Raw genomic sequence first — 16,494 nt, forward strand, 5'->3', positions numbered from 1 at the left:
GTCGCCGGCCGTTCACCTCGGGTTCCAGGCGGCTTCGCCCCACGGGGCGAGGCTGGCGCCACCCCACGCCAGCCCGCTGTCATGCATGCCGAGAGGACGCTCGTGAGCATCATCGAAGGATTCCGCCGTTCCCTGCCCATGGCCGACCACGCACGAGGCAAGCGCCTCGCCGTGACGTGCCAGTACAAGTGCGCCAACGCGTGCCTAGGCCCCGAGTGCAACTCGTCGCACAACGAGACGTTCCAGGAGGTCGCGTCGGCAGCGCTGTCGCGCCGCGCGCTCCTCGGACTCGGCGCCGCGGGTGCGGTCGCCCTCACCGTCGGCGGGCTCCGCGGGCAGACGCCGCTGTCGGGCCCCGGCTCGTCGGGCGTCGGCGGAGCGGGCGCCGCGTTCGCGCGTCCGGCGGGCGGCAGCCTCCCGTTCGACCCGATCGCGCCGGTGAACCGTCTGGTCGACGAGTTCACCGTGCCGGCCGGCTACACGTGGCAGCCGATCATCCGCTGGGGCGACCCGCTGTTCTCGAACGCGCCGGTCTTCGACATCAACGCGCAGTCGCCCGCAGCCCAGGCTGTGCAGTTCGGCTACAACTGCGACTACCTCGACATCGTCGCCGACCCGAGCGGCAAGACAGGCGTGCTCGTGAACAACCACGAGTACGTCAACCCCGAGATCATGTTCCCGCCCACCAGCGACGCCGCCGAGCTGCAGCGCCGTGGCGACATCTACAAGGCCGCGCAGGGCATGTCGGTCGTCGAGATCACGCGAAAGCGCACCGGTGAGCCCTGGTCGTACGTCGTCGACGGCAAGCGCAACCGTCGCATCACGGTCGAGACGGTGTTCGAGCTCACCGGTCCCGCCGCGGGCAGCGACCTCGTGAAGACGGCCGCCGACCCCGAGGGCCGCTGGGTGCACGGCACGCTGGGCAACTGCGCCGGCGGCACCACGCCGTGGGGGACGATCCTCTCGGGCGAGGAGAACTTCAACGGCTACTTCGCCTGGGCCGCCGACACCGCCGCGCAGAAGCGCTACCAGTCGTCGCCGTCGACCTCAACCTCCACCGGCTGGGACAAGTACGACCCCCGCTTCGACGCGCACAACGCCGACTACGTCAACGAGCCGAACCGCTTCGGCTACATCGTCGAGATCGACCCGCAAGATCCGACCTCGATCCCGCGCAAGCACACCGCGATGGGCCGCTTCAAGCACGAGGGTGCGAACGTCATCGTCGCCGAGGACGGCCGCGTGGTCGCCTACATGGGCGACGACGAGCGAAACGACTACCTGTACAAGTTCGTCTCGAAGAACAAGATCTCGGGCTCGCGCAAGAAGAACCTCGGACTGCTGAGCGAGGGCGACCTCTACGTCGCCAAGTTCTCGGGCAACTCGCCGGCGAATCAGATCATCGGCAACGGCGCCCTGCCTGCCGACGGCGCCTTCGACGGCTCGGGCACCTGGATCCCGCTCACGCAGAACGGTCAGAGCGTCGTCGCCGGGTTCACGACCGAGCAGGTGCTCGTCTACACCCGTCTGGCGGCGGATGCCGTGGGCGCGACGAAGATGGATCGTCCGGAGGACGTCGAGCCCAACCCCAAGACGGGCAAGGTGTACCTCGCGCTCACGAACAACTCGAGCCGGTCGGTGGCGACGCTGGACGAGGCGAACCCGGTCACGGGGAACCGCTACGGCCACGTCATCGAGATGACGGAGACCGCCGGGCAGGCGGGCACGACGTTCGGCTGGAGCATCCTGCTCCTGTGTGGCGACCCGGCGGTGTTCGCGAACTCGTACTTCGCCGGATTCCCGAAGGAGCTCGTGTCGCCGATCTCGTGCCCCGACAACGTGGCGTTCGACTCGGCGGGCAACCTCTGGATCTCGACCGACGGTGCGCCGAGCACCATCGGCTTCAACGACGGCCTGTTCCTGGTGCCGCTCGAGGGCGCGGAGCGCGGCCACGTGCAGCAGTTCCTCTCGGTGCCGCGCGAGGCCGAGACCTGCGGCCCGGTCATCCACGACAAAGACGGCCTCGTGTTCGTCGCGGTGCAGCACCCGGGCGAGGGCGGCACGTTCGACGCGCCGACGTCGCTCTTCCCCGACTACGGCAAGACCGGTCCGGGCTTTGCGGGTAGGGCACCGCGTCCGTCGGTCGTCCAGGTGTACCGCGGCTGAGGCCGCTTCGGATCGAGACGCCGCCCCGCTCCTCAGGCGGGGCGGCGTGGCGGCATCAGGACTCCGGGTCGCGGTCGCCGCGGATGCCCGGTGGCGTGGGAGGCCCGGCGGACGTCAGCAGCTGACCCTGCCGTGCGACATGGTGTCGTCAGGAGTGTCCCGGGTCACGAGCGCCTTCAGCATGCCCGCGGCGGTGACGAGCTTGCCGTGCCGAGGCTCCCAGAACTCGCACTCGACGGGCGTCACGCGCAGCAGCACGATGCCGGGGGTCTCGAGGCCGTCCTCGAACCAGATGTCGAGGCTGGGGGAGTACAGCTCCTTCATCTTCGCCTCATCGCGGATGACCTCCGCGCGCCCGGCGACGGACACGTACCGGTGTCCCTTCGAGTCGAGGTACGACAGGCCGACGTCGTGCTGCGGATCGGCCTGGCTCTCGGCGACCTTCCCGGTGCCGGCGAGGGTGAAGAACCAGATATCGCCCTTCTCGTCCATCTGCCGCGTGCTCATCGGCCGGCTGACGAGGTTCCCCGACGAGTCGCGGGTGGTCAGCATCGTGAAGTCGATGTCTTCGACGAGTTCCTTGACCCGCTCGATCGCTTCGGGGCCGGTGACGAGATCTTCCTCTGCGTGGGTCATGCCGCCAGATTGCGTCAGGTGTCAGCACGGGCGCCAGGGCATTGACAGCACGGATGCCGCGTCGTACGCCCACCTCCGGGCGGTCACATCCGCGCGAAGCGCGCGCGGGCTACCGTGAAGGCGGCGTAGGCCAGGAAGCCGATGCCGATCGTCCATGCGAGCGCCGAGCCGAACGGCAGCGCCAGCATGGCGTCGATGGCGCCGTCGAGGCTGCCAGCCGTCTCGGCGTCGGTCACCAACGCGGACACGATGAGCAACACACCCAGAGCGGCCAGCGCGACCCCCTTGGCGACGAATCCCACGACGCCGAGCGCCGTGACCCCTCGGCCCAGCGCGCCGTCGGGAATCTGCATGCGTGCGCGGAAGCTGCGCCGCACGCCCATCGCCACGAACGCGACGCCCGCGATAGCGATCGCCAGGCCGATCGCCGCCAGGACGATGGAGCCTCCGGGCACCCGGAGCAACTCGCGGCTGGCATCCTCGGCCGTCTGGTCGGCGTCCGGTCGCGCGCCGATCGCCACCGCCGCCGCGATCAGGCCGAGCGCGAGGAACACCGCGGCCTGACCCCACTCGGCGAGGCGGCGTCCCCACGTGCGGGCGGCGCCCTTCGTGTCGCCGGACCGGTCCCTGGCCAGAAGGCCCTCGGCCGTATGCCAGACCCCGAGCGCGCACAGCCCGACTGCGATGAGCCACAGTACGACGAAGCCCGCGGGGGCGCCCGCCACCGCCTTCATGGCGCCGGCCTGGTCACCCTCGCCCGTGCCGCCCGAGGCGATCACGATCACGATCACGCCGATGAGTGCGTGGATGACGGCGTTCGCGACGTAGCCGCCGCGAGCGACGCCCTCGAAGACGCTGTTCGACTCCGCATCGCGGGCGAGCTGCTTCGCGTTGCTCTTCACCCGCCCGCCGGTCGTCATCCCCCTCACGCTAGATGGCTGCCACGCGGCGCGCAGGGGCTTGACGGAACCGCGCATCGGTGACTCCCAGAGACGCGGTCCTATCTTGGGGGGATGATCCGCGAGGGCCGTCGACCACCGGCGACCGGCTGGAGCGTCGTACCCCGCCTGGTGCGGGGAGCTCCTCCCGTCGTGCTCGTCGCCGTGGGCGCGCTCTCGCTCCTCGTCGGCCTGCTCATCGTCACGCGGCCGCTCACATCCCTCGTGCTGCTGACCGTGTACGTGGGCCTCAGCGCGGTCTTCTCGGGAGTCGCGCGCCTGTTCGCCGCGCCCGAGACGCGTCTGTGGTCGCGCGTGATGTTCGGCGGCCTGTGGATCGCCCTGGGTCTCGCGATCCTCTCCGGACTCGGCCGCACGCTCGAGCTTCTGCCCGAGATCATCGCGGTGCTCCTCGTCCTCGGCGGTCTGGCGTCCCTCTACGACGCGATGTTGCGCGGCAACGTGAGCCAGCGCGTGCTCGCCGGCGTGTGGGGCGGCACGCAGATCGCGTTCGGCGTCCTGTCGTACGCCTGGCCCGACGTCACGGTCCTCCTCGTCGCGGTGGTCTTCGGTGTGCGCACGATCGTGTTCGGGGCGACACTGCTCGTCCGTGCGGTGCGCGCCTTCGTGGAGGGAAGGCGTTCCGTGCCGGCGACGGGGCTGCCCGCCGCATCCCTCCCGGCATCCGCGTCCCCGAGACGCGGCCATGCCCGTGCTGCATTGCTTGCGGCGGGGCGCTACGCGCTCTCGGCGCTCCTGGTGGTACTCGCCGTCGGCGGGTGGTGGGCGAACTCGTGGTTCGAGGACGGCGCCCAAGTGGTCGACGCGTTCTACGACCCGCCGGCCGTCGTGCCGTACGAACACGGGCGGCTGATCCGCAGCGACGACTTCTCGGGGCAGAAGCCGGCGGGCGCCGACGTTCGGCGCATCCTGTACACGACCCGTGATGCCAACGGCCAGCCGGCGGTCGCCAGCGCATTGGTCATCGTGCCGCAGGACCCGCCTCCCGGGCCGCGGCCGGTCGTCATCTGGAACCACGGCACGACCGGCGTCGCCCGCGGCTGCGCGCCCAGCCTGCGCGACGCGTCGGCGACCAAGTGGGCGATCCCGGGGCTCGACCAGGCGATCGCGAACGGCTGGGTGGTCGTCGCCTCCGACTACTCCGGGCAGGGGGCGCCCGGGGTCTTCCCGTACCTCATCGGCCGCGGCGAGGCGCGCTCGTCGCTCGACGCCGTCGTCGCTGCGCGAGAGCTCGACGGGGTCACACTGTCGAGCCGCACCGCGGTCTGGGGGCATTCCCAGGGCGGACACGCCGCCCTCTGGACTTCGCAGATCGCCGAGGAGTACGCGCCGGATCTGGATATGCGAGGCACCGCCCTGCTCGCGCCGGCCGCCGAGCCGGTCGCGCTCGCCGAGGAGTTGACGAGCGGTGACGCGAACGCGCTGCTGTCGATCCTCATCTCGTGGGTGCTCGTGCCTTACGCCGACACGTACGACGACGTCGACCTCACCCGCTATATCGCGCCAGGCTCGGAGGCGATCGTCCGCGAGATGACCCAGCGCTGTCCGTCCGAGCCCGGTGTGATCGTGTCGGTCGCGACCGCGCTGGGCGTCTCGGAAGACCGTCCGCTCTTCGTCGGCGACCTCACCACCGGTGCGCTCGGCCGTCGTTTGGAGGACAACACGCCGACGGGCCCGTGGACGCAGCCGATCCTCATCGCATGGGGGGACGAGGACGAGGTCATCCCGCCCCGCCTGCAGGAAGAGTTCGTCGAACGGCTGTGCGCGGAGGGCAACCAGGTGCGCCGCCTGGAGTACCGCGGGTACGACCACCTGCGCTCGCTGCTGCCGGGATCGCACTTCGTCCCGGTGCTGATCGAATGGACGGATGCCCGGTTCCGCCACTCCGCTACGCACGTCGACGACTGCCCGGAGCTGTGATCGCGGGCCCGCGGGGGAGCGCCCCGCCGGGGCCGCGCCACATGGAGCCGACTCGCAGAACCGTTGGACGCGGCATCCGGTAATGTTGGAGGGTTCCGGCGCGCGTCGACGCGCCGGTGAGAGCTGAATACGGAGGCCACTGTGGACATCGATCTCGGACTGCTGCGGACTGTCGAGCGCGAGAAGGAGATCCCCTTCGACGAGCTCGTGCGCATCATCGAACAGGCGATCCTGACCGCCTACGCCAAGCACACCTCGCCCACCGGCGAGCTGCCGGAGGGCGCGCGCGCGGAGCTGGACCGCAAGACCGGTCACGTGGCCGTGTTCATCCCGCTCCTCGATGAGGAAGGCGCCGTCGTCGGCGAGGAGGAGTCGACCCCCGAGGACTTCGGCCGCATCGCCGCGTTCGCCGCGAAGCAGGTCATCAGCCAGCGTCTGCGTGACATCGCCGACGACGCGGTGCTGGGGGAGTTCCGCGGCAAGGAGGGCGATATCGTCGCCGGCATCGTGCAGCAGGGACCGAATCCGCGCATGGTGCACGTCGACCTCGGCACGGTCGAGGCGATCCTGCCCCCCGAGGAGCAGGTGCCCGGCGAAGACTACGCCCACGGCGCGCGTCTGCGCGTCTACGTCACGTCGGTCGCGAAGGGCACCAAGGGCCCGCAGATCACCGTCTCACGCACGCACCCGGGTCTCGTCCGCAAGCTGTTCGCGCTCGAGGTGCCCGAGATCCCCGCAGGACTCGTCGAGATCGTCTCGCTCGCGCGCGAGGCCGGCCACCGCACCAAGATCGCGGTGAAGGCGAACGACCCGTCGATCAACGCCAAGGGGGCGTGCATCGGCGAGCTCGGCCGTCGCGTGCGCGCGGTCACCGAAGAGCTCGGCGGCGAGAAGATCGACATCGTCGACTACGACCCCGAGCTCGCGAAGTTCGTCGCGAACGCGCTGTCGCCTGCGAAGGTGACCTCGAGCTTCATCCTCGACGCCTCGAACAAGGCCGTGCGCGCGCTCGTGCCCGACTACCAGCTGTCGCTCGCGATCGGCAAGGAGGGTCAGAACGCCCGCCTGGCCGCCAAGCTCACGGGCGCGAAGATCGACATCCAGCCGGACTCGATCCTCGAGGAGGGCTGACCAGCGGCGCCGGCTCCCAGCTGCGCGGTGTAACATGGACTCAGTACGAACGTGCGTCGGATGCCGCACGCGTGCTCTCCGGTCCACCCTCCTCAGGGTGGTCTCCATCGATTCCCACCTCGTCGTCGACGAGCGTGCATCGATGCCCGGAAGAGGCGCGTGGGTGCACGAGACGCAGGAGTGCGTGGATGCCGCCATCCGGCGCCGCGCCTTCGTGCGGGCATTGCGTGTGTCAGGCCCGCTTGACACGCAGACCATCGAAAAGCACATCCAGCGAAAAGGCTGAACGGCTATGGAAACAAAGTGAACGGCTCGAAATGAGACCCGTCCGCCGATAACGGTCTGCCCTGTCCGGGGTGGGCCCCAGACAGGAGAATTGTGGCTGGAAAACCACGCGTACACGAGATCGCTTCCGAGCTCGGCGTCGACAGCAAGGTCGCGCTCGAGAAGCTGAAAGCTCTCGGCGAATACGTCAAGAGCCCCTCGTCCACCATCGAACCCCCCGTAGCGCGGAAGCTCCGCGCTGCGCTCGAAGCCGACGGCGCGGCGAAGTCCGCTGACGGCGCGCCCGCAGCGGCGAAGCCCGCCGCTGCGGCACCTTCCGCACCCGCGGCCAAGCCCGGTGCGCCCGCGAGTCGTCCCGGCCCGGCTGCGAAGCCCGGTCCGGCGCGCCCGGCCGCGCCCGCTGCTCCGGCAGCGAAGGCCGCCCCCGCGGCTCCGGCCGCGCCCGCTGCTCCGGCAGCGAAGGCCGCCCCCGCGGCTCCGGCGGCTCCCGCCGCCAAGGCGCCCGCCGCGAAGGCGCCGGAGGCTCCGGCCGCACCCGGCGCGCCCAAGCCCGGCCCGGCCGCCGCGACGCCGCAGCCCCCGCGCCCGGGTGGCACGCCGCGTCCCGGCAACAACCCCTTCGCATCGTCGCAGGGTATGGGCCAGCGTCCCGCCGGCCCGCGTCCGGGAAACAACCCGTTCGCGTCGGCACAGGGCATGGGCCAGCGCCCGAGCCCCGGCAACATCCCGCGTCCCCAGGCTCCGCGCCCGGGTGCCCCGCGTCCCGGCGCCCCGCGTCCGGGTGGTGCGGGCCGTCCCGGTGGTGGCGGTCGTCCCGGCGCTCCCTTCCAGCAGCGTCCCGGCGGCCCCGGTCGTCCCGGCGGTGCCGGCGGCGGCTTCCAGCGTCCCGGCGGCGCGCCCGGTGCGGGCGCACCCGGCGGCTTCGCCGGTCGTCCCGGTGGCGGCGGCGGTCGCGGCCGTGGCCCTGGTGGTGGCACCGCCGGCGCCTTCGGCAAGGGCGGCGGCAAGTCGAAGCAGCGCAAGTCGCGTCGGGCGAAGCGCCAGGAATTCGAGATGCGGTCGGCGCCGGTCGTCGGCGGCGTCAACGTCTCGAAGGGCAACGGCGAGATCATCCGGATGCGCCGCGGCGCATCGATCGCCGACTTCGCCGACAAGCTCGAGGCCCTGCGCGGCTACACCGTGCAGCCCGGCACGCTCGTGACGATCCTCTTCAACCTCGGCGAGATGGCCACGGCCACCGAGTCGCTGGACGAGGCGACGTTCGAGGTGCTCGGCGCCGAGCTCGGCTACAAGATCCAGATGGTCTCGCCCGAGGACGAGGACAAGGAGCTCCTCGAGGGCTTCGGTCTCGACCTCGAGGCCGAGCTGGAGGCGGAGAACGAGGAGGACCTCGAGATCCGGCCTCCGGTCGTGACCGTCATGGGTCACGTCGACCACGGTAAGACGCGACTGCTCGACGCCATCCGCCAGACCAACGTGGTCGCGGGCGAGGCCGGCGGCATCACGCAGCACATCGGTGCGTACCAGGTCTGGACCGAGCACGACGGCATCGACCGCGCCATCACCTTCATCGACACCCCCGGTCACGAGGCGTTCACCGCCATGCGTGCCCGTGGTGCGCAGGTCACCGACATCGCGATCCTCGTGGTCGCGGCCGACGACGGCATCATGCCGCAGACGGTGGAGGCCCTGAACCACGCCCAGGCGGCGAACGTGCCGATCGTGGTCGCGGTGAACAAGGTCGACAAGCCCGACGCCAACCCGGCCAAGGTGCGCCAGCAGCTCACCGAGTACGGTCTGGTCGCCGAGGAGTACGGCGGCGACGTGCTGTTCGTCGACGTGTCGGCTCGCCAGAACACCGGTATCCAGGAGCTCCTGGACGCCGTGCTGCTCACGGCCGACGCCGGACTGGACCTCACGGCCAACCCGAACAAGGACGCCCGCGGTGTCGCGATCGAGGCCAAGCTCGACAAGGGTCGCGGTTCGGTCGCCACGGTGCTCATCCAGTCCGGAACGCTGCGCGTCGGCGACGCCATCGTCGCGGGCACGGCCTACGGCCGCGTGCGCGCCATGATCGACGAGAACGGCGACCCGGTCGAGGAGGCGTACCCCTCGCGTCCGGTGCAGGTGCAGGGTCTCAACTCGGTGCCGCGAGCCGGCGACACGTTCATCGTGACCGAGGAGGACCGCACGGCCCGCCAGATCGCCGAGAAGCGTGAGGCCGCCGAGCGCAACGCCCAGCTGGCCAAGGCCCGCAAGCGCATCTCGCTCGAGGACTTCACCCGCGCTCTCGAAGAGGGCAAGGTCGAGTCGCTCAACCTCATCATCAAGGGTGACGTGTCGGGTGCCGTCGAGGCGCTCGAGGAGTCACTGCTCAAGATCGAGGTCGACGACTCCGTCCAGCTGCGGATCATCCACCGCGGTGTCGGTGCGATCACCGAGTCCGACATCAACCTCGCGACGATCGACAACGCGATCGTCATCGGCTTCAACGTCCGTCCCGACACGAAGGCGCGCGAGCGCGCCGCTCGTGAGGGTGTGGATGTCCGGTTCTACTCGGTCATCTACAACGCGATCGACGACGTCGAGCAGTCGCTCAAGGGCCTGCTCAAGCCGGAGTACGAAGAGGTCCAGTCGGGCGTCGCCGAGATCCGCGAGGTGTTCCGCTCCTCGAAGTTCGGCAACATCGCCGGTGTCATCGTCCGCTCGGGCACGATCACGCGCAACGCCAAGGCGCGCGTCATCCGCGACGGCGTGGTCATCGCCGACGGCCTGGCGATCGAGTCGCTGCGCCGCTTCAAGGACGACGTCACCGAGGTCCGCACGGACTTCGAAGCCGGTATCGGCCTCGGCAAGTACAACGACATCCAGGTGGGCGACGAGATCGAGACCACCGAGATGGTCGAGAAGCCCCGCGCGTAAGTCGCGCAACGTGAGGGGCGTCCTGATCCGTCAGGGCGTCCCTCACGCTTCGGAAGGAGCATCATCATGTCTTCGGAACGTCAGGCCCGTCTGGGCGACCGCATCCGCGTGATCCTGGCCGAGAGGCTCGAGAAGGGCCTGCGCGACCCGCGCCTGGGCTTCGTCACCATCACGGACGTGCGCGTCACGGGTGACCTGCAGCACGCGTCCGTGTTCTACACGGTGCTGGGTTCTGCCGAGGAGCGTGCGGATTCCGCGAAGGCGCTCAAGGCGGCGACCGGGATGCTGCGCTCCGAGGTGGGCAAGCACCTCAACGTCCGCCTCACCCCGTCGCTCGAGTTCATCCCCGACGCGATCCCCGAGAACGCGGGTCACATCGCCGACCTGCTGCGCGAGGCGCAGGAGCGGGATGCCGCGGTCGCGGGTCTCGCCGCGTCCGCGACGTACGCCGGCGACGCCGACCCGTACCTCAAGCCTCGCGAACTCGACGACGACGAGTAAGCGCTCGCCACGAGTCCCCTAGAATCGCGCCGGATCCCCCGGCGCGATTCTGCGCAGTACGTCGATTTCTGCGGAGCGCCGCCTATCCCGGGAGCCGCAGCATCCCTTCGGCCGCTTCGGCGAGTCCGTCCGCGATGAGCGAGTCGATGGCGCGGTCGCGCTGCAGCGCGTCAGGCCAGTCGGGCACGACCTCGGCGAGCGGCACCGCGTGGGTGGCAGCATCCCTCAGCGTCTTCAGCACCGCGCCGCGCGCCTGCCGGTCGCTGCCCTCGTACCGCGCCTGCTTGCGGCGTTCGTCGCCCGTGTCGGGGCGACCGGCTGCGAGCCAGGCGCAGCGATCGCTGAGCGGACACGCGTCGCACCGGGGGATCCGCGCGGTGCAGACCGTTGCGCCGAGCTCCATCGCCGCGGCGTTCACGACGGCGGCGATCGTGCGATCCGCGGGCAGGATCGCCTCCATCGCCGCGAGGTCGCGACGCGACGGCGGCCCCGCCTGCGACCGGCCGTCGATCGCGCGCGCCAGAACGCGCCGCGTGTTGGTGTCGACGACGGGATGCCGGTCGCCGTATGCGAAGACCGCCACGGCGCGGGCGGTGTAGTCGCCGACGCCCGTCAGCGCGAGCAGCGCGTCCACGTCGCGCGGGACGACGCCGTCGTGGCGGTCGCGGATCTCGACCGCCGCACGGTGCAGCCACAGCGCCCGGCGCGGGTACCCCAGGTTCGCCCACTGTCGCACCGCGTCGGCGGGGGCGGCCGCGGCCAGGTCGGCGGGCGTCGGCCATCGGGTGAGCCACGCCTCGAGGTGGGGGATGACGCGGTTCACCGGCGTCTGCTGCAGCATGAACTCGCTCACGAGCACGCCCCACGGCCCGAATCCGGCCCGCCGCCACGGCAGGTCGCGGGCGTTCGCCCGGTACCACTCGACCAGGGGCGCGGCGAGGTCGGGCATGCCTTCCAGCGTAGGCGTCCGGGCGGGCGAGGCGCCTGTGCGCCGTAGGCTGGAACCATGCGCCTGCCCGTCACACCGACCACGACGCTGTGGCGCGAGCTGCGCGACCGCGTGCGACGCCGGTACCCCGCCGGGCGGGTGATCGTCGCGATCGACGGACTCGACGGGGCGGGCAAGACGGTCTTCGCCGACGGCCTCGCCGAGGTCTTCGCCGAGACCGGCGCCGCGGTGTTCCGTGCCGGCATCGACGGGTTCCACCGCCCGCGCGCTGAGCGGTACGTCCGCGGGCGCCGCAGCCCCGAGGGCTTCTACTGGGACTCCTACGACTACGCCACGTTCCGTCGGGTGCTGATCGACCCGTTCCGCGACGGCGCGCAGACGGCCGGGACCACCGGGTTCCAGCTGACCGCGTTCGACGTGACCCGCGACGCTCCCGTCGAGTCCCAGTGGGTCACCGCACCGCTCGACGCCGTGCTGGTCGTCGACGGCATCTTCCTGAACCGTCCCGAGCTGCAGGACCTGTGGGACTGGTCGATCTGGCTCGATGTTCCCGTCGAGGTCGCCTATGGTCGCATGGCGCTCCGCGACGACTCCGATCCCGACCCCGACGCGCCCTCGAACGCGCGCTACAGGCAGGGGCAGGAGATCTACCTGAACGAGGCGAGGCCGCGGGAGGCAGCATCCGTCATCGTCGACAACACCGACCTCGCACACCCCCGGATCGTGGGGCGCAGCTGATGGCGGCACCCGGAATCCTGCTGGTCGACAAGCCCGGCGGCATCACCTCGCACGACGTCGTCGCGCGCGCTCGTCGCGCCCTCGGCACGCGCAAGATCGGCCACGCCGGCACGCTCGACCCGATGGCGACCGGCCTGCTCGTGCTCGGCGTCGAGGGTGCGACGCGCCTGCTGACCTTCGTGGTCGGGCTCGACAAGACCTACGAGGCGACGATCCGCCTCGGCGTCGCCACCGACACCGACGATGCCGAGGGGCAGGTCGTCTCGGAGACGGATGCTGCGTCCCTAGACTCCGTCGCTATCGCCGACGGCATCGCCGCGCTGACCGGCCGCATCTCGCAGGTGCCGAGCACATACTCGGCGATCAAGGTCGACGGCCGCCGCGCGTACGACCTCGCGCGGGCGGGGGAGGACGTGCAGCTCAAGGCCCGCGAGGTCACGGTATCGAGGTTCGACGCGCTCGCCGAGCGGCGCCCTTCGACGGGCTCAGGGGCCGGCGGCGTCGTCGACCTCGACGTGGTGGTCGACTGCTCCAGCGGCACCTACATCCGATCGCTCGCCCGCGATCTCGGCGCCGCGCTCGGCGTCGGCGGTCACCTCACGGCCCTGCGGCGCACGCGCATCGGCCCCTTCGACGTGGCGCCGGCCGCCGCCGTCGACGCGCTCGCCGACGCGCCGTTGCTCGACCCCGCTGCCGCGGCCGCTGCCGTGCTCGGCCGGTTCGACGTCACCGCCGACGAGGCCCGCGACCTGCGCCACGGCAAGCGCCTCCTGGGCGCCGCGGTGCGGCTTCCCGCGAGCCCGACCGCCGCGATCGACCCCGACGGCGTGCTCGTCGGCATCGTCGAGCGCCGCGGCGCCGATGTCAAGAGCGCCATGAACATGCCCGAGGAGGCTGCCCGTTGATCCTGTGGTTCACGATCGCCCAGGTCGTCGTCGCCGTCGCGGCGGGTCTCTTCTGCGTGATCGCGGGTCTCGCGGGGCGCCGCCCGAGCGACTGGACCGTCGGTTCGCTCGCGCTGGTCGAACTGCTGCTGCTGGTGCAGGTCGTGGTGGCGATCATCGCGCCCTTCGCGGGCAACCCGCCGTCTGGCAGCCTGCTCGAGTTCTGGGTCTACCTCGTGTCCGCGGTGCTGCTCCCGTTCGCGGCAGTCGCCTGGGCGCTGCTCGAGCGCAGTCGCTGGAGCACGGTGATCATGGGCATTGCGGCCTTGTCCATCGCGGTCATGGTGTGGCGCATGTACGTCATCTGGACCGTCCAGGTGGCCTGAGAAGCCGCGGCCTCGGCGACACGAACTAAACTCGTCTGGTTATGTCGACCACTCCCGCTCGCCCCCGCATGACCGGCATCGGCCGCGTGCTCGTGATCGTCTACGCGATCATGGCCCTCGGCGCCACCGGTCGGTCCTTCGTGCAGATCGTCGAGCGTTTCGACGAAGCACCCGTCGCATACACGCTGTCGGCACTCTCCGCGGTCGTCTACATCGTCGCGACGCTCGCGCTCGTGTTCGCGGGGCGCCGCGGCTGGTATGTCGTGGCGTGGGTGGCGATCGTGTTCGAGCTCGTCGGCGTCCTGGTCATCGGTACTCTGAGCCTCGTCATGCCCGAGCTCTTCGCGCACCCGACGGTATGGTCGTGGTTCGGCATGGGCTACCTGTTCGTGCCGCTCGTGCTCCCGTTCCTCGGCATCTGGTGGCTCGCGACCCATCACCCCGCCGCCGAGGCGCACACACCCGCAGCCGCGGCGGTCGCGTCGTGATCGTCTTCCGTGACCCGAGCGAGGTGCCCGCGGACTTCGGCCCCTCGGTCGTCGCGATCGGCAAGTTCGACGGGGTGCACTCGGGGCATCGCGCGGTCATCGATCGGGCGAGAGTGGATGCTGAGGCCTCCGGTGCGCGCGTCGTCGCGGTGACCTTCGACCGCAATCCGCTGGCGCTGCTGCGCCCCGAGATCTGCCCCGACAGCCTGGTCGGCGTCGAGCAGAAGCTCCGTCTGCTGGCCGACGCCGGCGTCGACGCGACGCTCATGCTCACCTTCGACCGGGGACTGGCCGACCTCGGCGCGCGGGAGTTCGTCGAGCACGTGCTCGTCGGCGCGCTCGGCGTGCGGATCGTGATGGTCGGCGCGGACTTCCGGTTCGGCCGCGGCGGCGCCGGAAACCCCGAGCTGCTGCGCGAGCTCGGACCGGAATTCGGCTTCGAGGTCGATGTCGTCGACGACGTGCGCGCCATCGACGCGGGCCGCCGCGTCTCGTCGACGTGGGTGCGCGAACTGCTCGACGCCGGCGACGTGGCGGGCGCGATGCGCCTGCTGGGGCGACCCCACGCCGTGCGCGGCGAGGTCGTCCACGGGGCCAAGCGCGGTCGCGAGTTGGGCTTCCCGACCGCGAACCTCTCGGCCGACCTCGAAGGCTTCGTTCCGGCCGAGGGCGTCTATGCCGGATGGCTGGTGGATGAGGGGATGCCGCGGGACGGGGCATCCGAGCCTCGCAGCAGCGTGCGGTACCCCGCGGCCGTCAGCATCGGCACCAACCCCACGTTCGACGACGTCGAGGTGCGCCAGGTCGAGGCGTACGTGCTCGACGAGACCGACCTCGACCTCTACGGACACGTCGTCGAGGTGGAGTTCGTGTCGCGGATCCGCGGGATGGTCGCCTTCGAGGGGATCGAGCCGCTCATCGCGCAGATGAGCGACGACATCGTGCGCGTGCGGGACGAGCTGGCCTGACGCGCCCGGGCCGCAGCATCCGTCCGCTCGTCGACGCCCCTCGGCACCCGTAGACCCGCGCACCCGCTCGCCTCTACGATCGAGCCGTGCACGCGCTGGACCTGCTGGCGGCCGCCGCTGCCGCCGATTCCCCGAACCTGTGGGGTGCGCTGGGCTGCGCCGTGGCGTACTCCGCCTCGCTGCTGGCAACGCTCGACGCGTTCGCCGACCTGATCCTCGCCCGCGGCGACGCGCCGGCGGGACGACTGAGCCCGGGGATGGGGCTGAAGTTCGGGTCCAAGCTCGTGGCCGCCGCGATCGCGGTGATCTCCGCAGCGATCGTGCTCGCGCTCGACGACAACTGGTTCGCGTTCACGACGCTGTCCATCGCCTTCGTCGTGGTGGTCGGCATCGGGCTCATCGTGCTCCTGCGGCACGCGAAGGTCACCGCCCCGCCGCCGGCGAGCAGCGGCGGGTGAGGCATCGGTCCCGTTCTCCGCGCGTCGTGCTCATGTGAGCAAAGTCTGTGCAGATGTTGGCGCATATCCACCGTCTATGTCAGCCTGGAAGTGACGACGAAGGGAGGATCGTGGACGCCGTCGACGAGCTTCTCTCCATCCGCGCCGCCGAGCTCTACTACGAGGAGAACCTCACGCAGGAGGAGATCGGCAAGAGCCTCCAGATCACCCGCTGGAAGGTCGGGCGCCTGCTCACCCAGGCGAAGGAGGAGGGCTTCGTGCGCATCGAGATCCTCCACTCCCGCGCGCGCCGTCCGCAGCTCGAACGACGTCTGCGCGACGAGCGCGGCCTGACCGACGCGGTCGTGGTCTCGCGCGCGGGCGTCCGCAACGACGACGAGCTCCAGCAGCGGGTCGCGCAGGCCGCCGCCGACTACCTGGCCGGCCTCCGGCCCGGCCCCCGTGTGCTCGGCGTCAGCTGGGGGCGCACCCTCTCCGACATCGCGCACCACCTGCGCGAGGGGTGGTCCCCAGGCACCGACGTCGTGCAGATCAACGGCGGCGTCAGCATGACCCAGCGACCCGGCACCGCGGCGGCGACCGCTGTCAGCATCGCGCAGAAGGGCGGGGGCACGGCCGCGCTGCTGCCGAGCCCCGCGATCCTCGAGCAGCGGGCGACCAAGGAGGCCATCGAGGCCGACCGTGTCGTGGCCCGCGTCCTCGACGCCGCGCGCTCGGCGAACGCGTATCTGTTCAGCGCGGGCGCCGCCGACCACGGCTCCGTCCACGTCGACAGCGGCTACCTCACGACGGCCGACATCGACCGGCTCGTCGCGGCGGGAGCGGTCGGCGACGTCATCGGGCGCTACATCGACACCCAGGGGCGCATCGTCGACCGGGACCTCGACGCGCGCACCATCGGGCTCTCGCTCGACGACCTGCGTGGGGCCGATGTCGCGATCGCGGCGATCACCGGCACCCCCAAGCGCGCGGTCGCGTCCGCGGTGGTCGCGTCGGGCCTGTGCACGGTGCTCGTCACCGACGAATCGACGGCGCATCATCTGCTCGACGAATGAGCCTCGGCGTCGGCATCCCATTTCCCCATCCCAACGAAAGCCAGGTCA

Annotated in this window: 16 protein-coding genes; 13 read left to right on the forward strand and 3 right to left on the reverse strand. The window is 70.9% G+C overall.

The features are described 5' to 3' along the window. Window positions 1-138: 138 nt before the first annotated feature. Window positions 139-2,166: a PhoX family phosphatase gene (locus tag ACEYYH_RS07480; protein ID WP_374978182.1), complete on the forward strand. Its 2,028-nt coding sequence runs from the start codon at window positions 139-141 to the stop codon at window positions 2,164-2,166. Between the two features lie 114 nt (window positions 2,167-2,280). Here ACEYYH_RS07480 and ACEYYH_RS07485 read toward each other — a convergent pair whose 3' ends face one another. Both ACEYYH_RS07485 and ACEYYH_RS07490 read right to left on the reverse strand, forming a co-directional pair. After that, complete coding sequence (locus tag ACEYYH_RS07485) at window positions 2,281-2,802, reverse strand: pyridoxamine 5'-phosphate oxidase family protein (protein WP_374977599.1); 522 nt, start codon at window positions 2,800-2,802, stop codon at window positions 2,281-2,283. An 83-nt stretch (window positions 2,803-2,885) separates the two neighbouring features. Then, on the reverse strand, window positions 2,886-3,722 hold the full coding sequence (locus ACEYYH_RS07490; RefSeq protein ID WP_374977600.1) for a DUF1206 domain-containing protein: 837 nt from the start codon (window positions 3,720-3,722) through the stop codon (window positions 2,886-2,888). Window positions 3,723-3,815: 93 nt separating this feature from the next. Here ACEYYH_RS07490 and ACEYYH_RS07495 point away from each other — a divergent pair, with 93 nt between their 5' ends. From ACEYYH_RS07495 to rbfA, 5 genes are all read left to right on the forward strand, one after another. Further along, entirely contained in the window at window positions 3,816-5,681 is a 1,866-nt protein-coding gene (locus tag ACEYYH_RS07495) for a lipase family protein (protein WP_374977601.1), read from the forward strand. Window positions 5,682-5,822: 141 nt separating this feature from the next. Further along, window positions 5,823-6,812: a transcription termination factor NusA gene (gene nusA / locus ACEYYH_RS07500; RefSeq protein ID WP_116193892.1), complete on the forward strand. Its 990-nt coding sequence runs from the start codon at window positions 5,823-5,825 to the stop codon at window positions 6,810-6,812. A 34-nt stretch (window positions 6,813-6,846) separates the two neighbouring features. Continuing rightward, entirely contained in the window at window positions 6,847-7,098 is a 252-nt protein-coding gene (locus tag ACEYYH_RS07505) for a YlxR family protein (RefSeq protein WP_374977602.1), read from the forward strand. Between the two features lie 92 nt (window positions 7,099-7,190). Continuing rightward, window positions 7,191-10,019: a translation initiation factor IF-2 gene (gene infB / locus ACEYYH_RS07510; protein WP_374977603.1), complete on the forward strand. Its 2,829-nt coding sequence runs from the start codon at window positions 7,191-7,193 to the stop codon at window positions 10,017-10,019. Window positions 10,020-10,085: 66 nt separating this feature from the next. After that, window positions 10,086-10,520, forward strand: a complete 435-nt coding sequence (rbfA, locus tag ACEYYH_RS07515) for a 30S ribosome-binding factor RbfA (protein WP_116193889.1) — start codon at window positions 10,086-10,088, stop codon at window positions 10,518-10,520. An 82-nt stretch (window positions 10,521-10,602) separates the two neighbouring features. Here the strand turns inward: rbfA and ACEYYH_RS07520 are convergent, their stop codons facing one another. Further along, a complete protein-coding gene (locus tag ACEYYH_RS07520) occupies window positions 10,603-11,469 on the reverse strand; it encodes an A/G-specific adenine glycosylase (RefSeq protein ID WP_374977604.1) in 867 nt (288 codons plus the stop codon). Window positions 11,470-11,526: 57 nt separating this feature from the next. On the opposite strand from ACEYYH_RS07520, the gene ACEYYH_RS07525 reads away from it, so the two are divergent. From ACEYYH_RS07525 to ACEYYH_RS07555, 7 genes are all read left to right on the forward strand, one after another. Next, window positions 11,527-12,207 (forward strand): uridine kinase, encoded by a 681-nt coding sequence (locus ACEYYH_RS07525; RefSeq protein ID WP_374977605.1) that lies wholly within the window; start codon window positions 11,527-11,529, stop codon window positions 12,205-12,207. After that, window positions 12,207-13,112, forward strand: a complete 906-nt coding sequence (gene truB / locus ACEYYH_RS07530) for a tRNA pseudouridine(55) synthase TruB (RefSeq protein WP_374977606.1) — start codon at window positions 12,207-12,209, stop codon at window positions 13,110-13,112. Before ACEYYH_RS07525 ends, truB begins: the two co-directional genes overlap by 1 nt. Then, the gene (locus ACEYYH_RS07535) at window positions 13,109-13,477 is read left to right on the forward strand and encodes a hypothetical protein (protein WP_374977607.1); all 369 of its coding nucleotides are present in this window, start codon (window positions 13,109-13,111) and stop codon (window positions 13,475-13,477) included. The genes truB and ACEYYH_RS07535 overlap by 4 nt, the downstream gene beginning before the upstream one ends. Window positions 13,478-13,545: 68 nt before the next feature. Next, window positions 13,546-13,965, forward strand: coding sequence for a hypothetical protein (locus tag ACEYYH_RS07540; protein WP_181911930.1), 420 nt, complete (start codon window positions 13,546-13,548; stop codon window positions 13,963-13,965). Beyond that, window positions 13,962-14,933, forward strand: coding sequence for a bifunctional riboflavin kinase/FAD synthetase (locus tag ACEYYH_RS07545; RefSeq protein ID WP_374977608.1), 972 nt, complete (start codon window positions 13,962-13,964; stop codon window positions 14,931-14,933). The genes ACEYYH_RS07540 and ACEYYH_RS07545 overlap by 4 nt, the downstream gene beginning before the upstream one ends. 86 nt (window positions 14,934-15,019) lie before the next feature. Further along, window positions 15,020-15,391, forward strand: coding sequence for a hypothetical protein (locus tag ACEYYH_RS07550; protein ID WP_374977609.1), 372 nt, complete (start codon window positions 15,020-15,022; stop codon window positions 15,389-15,391). A 110-nt stretch (window positions 15,392-15,501) separates the two neighbouring features. Further along, the gene (locus ACEYYH_RS07555; protein ID WP_374977610.1) at window positions 15,502-16,446 is read left to right on the forward strand and encodes a sugar-binding transcriptional regulator; all 945 of its coding nucleotides are present in this window, start codon (window positions 15,502-15,504) and stop codon (window positions 16,444-16,446) included. Window positions 16,447-16,494: the final 48 nt, after the last annotated feature.

It is taken from the genome of Microbacterium trichothecenolyticum (assembly GCF_041938625.1).
Taxonomy (GTDB): domain Bacteria; phylum Actinomycetota; class Actinomycetes; order Actinomycetales; family Microbacteriaceae; genus Microbacterium; species Microbacterium trichothecenolyticum_D.

What these genes read in the sequence shown, in the direction of transcription:
- ACEYYH_RS07480 (WP_374978182.1), top strand. Translation starts at nt 139, where the DNA reads ATGGCCGACCACGCACGAGGCAAGCGCCTCGCCGTGACGTGCCAGTAC.
- ACEYYH_RS07485 (WP_374977599.1), bottom strand. Translation starts at nt 2,802, where the DNA reads ATGACCCACGCAGAGGAAGATCTCGTCACCGGCCCCGAAGCGATCGAG.
- ACEYYH_RS07490 (WP_374977600.1), bottom strand. Translation starts at nt 3,722, where the DNA reads ATGACGACCGGCGGGCGGGTGAAGAGCAACGCGAAGCAGCTCGCCCGC.
- ACEYYH_RS07495 (WP_374977601.1), top strand. Translation starts at nt 3,816, where the DNA reads ATGATCCGCGAGGGCCGTCGACCACCGGCGACCGGCTGGAGCGTCGTA.
- ACEYYH_RS07505 (WP_374977602.1), top strand. Translation starts at nt 6,847, where the DNA reads ATGGACTCAGTACGAACGTGCGTCGGATGCCGCACGCGTGCTCTCCGG.
- rbfA (WP_116193889.1), top strand. Translation starts at nt 10,086, where the DNA reads ATGTCTTCGGAACGTCAGGCCCGTCTGGGCGACCGCATCCGCGTGATC.
- ACEYYH_RS07520 (WP_374977604.1), bottom strand. Translation starts at nt 11,469, where the DNA reads ATGCCCGACCTCGCCGCGCCCCTGGTCGAGTGGTACCGGGCGAACGCC.
- ACEYYH_RS07525 (WP_374977605.1), top strand. Translation starts at nt 11,527, where the DNA reads ATGCGCCTGCCCGTCACACCGACCACGACGCTGTGGCGCGAGCTGCGC.
- truB (WP_374977606.1), top strand. Translation starts at nt 12,207, where the DNA reads ATGGCGGCACCCGGAATCCTGCTGGTCGACAAGCCCGGCGGCATCACC.
- ACEYYH_RS07540 (WP_181911930.1), top strand. Translation starts at nt 13,546, where the DNA reads ATGACCGGCATCGGCCGCGTGCTCGTGATCGTCTACGCGATCATGGCC.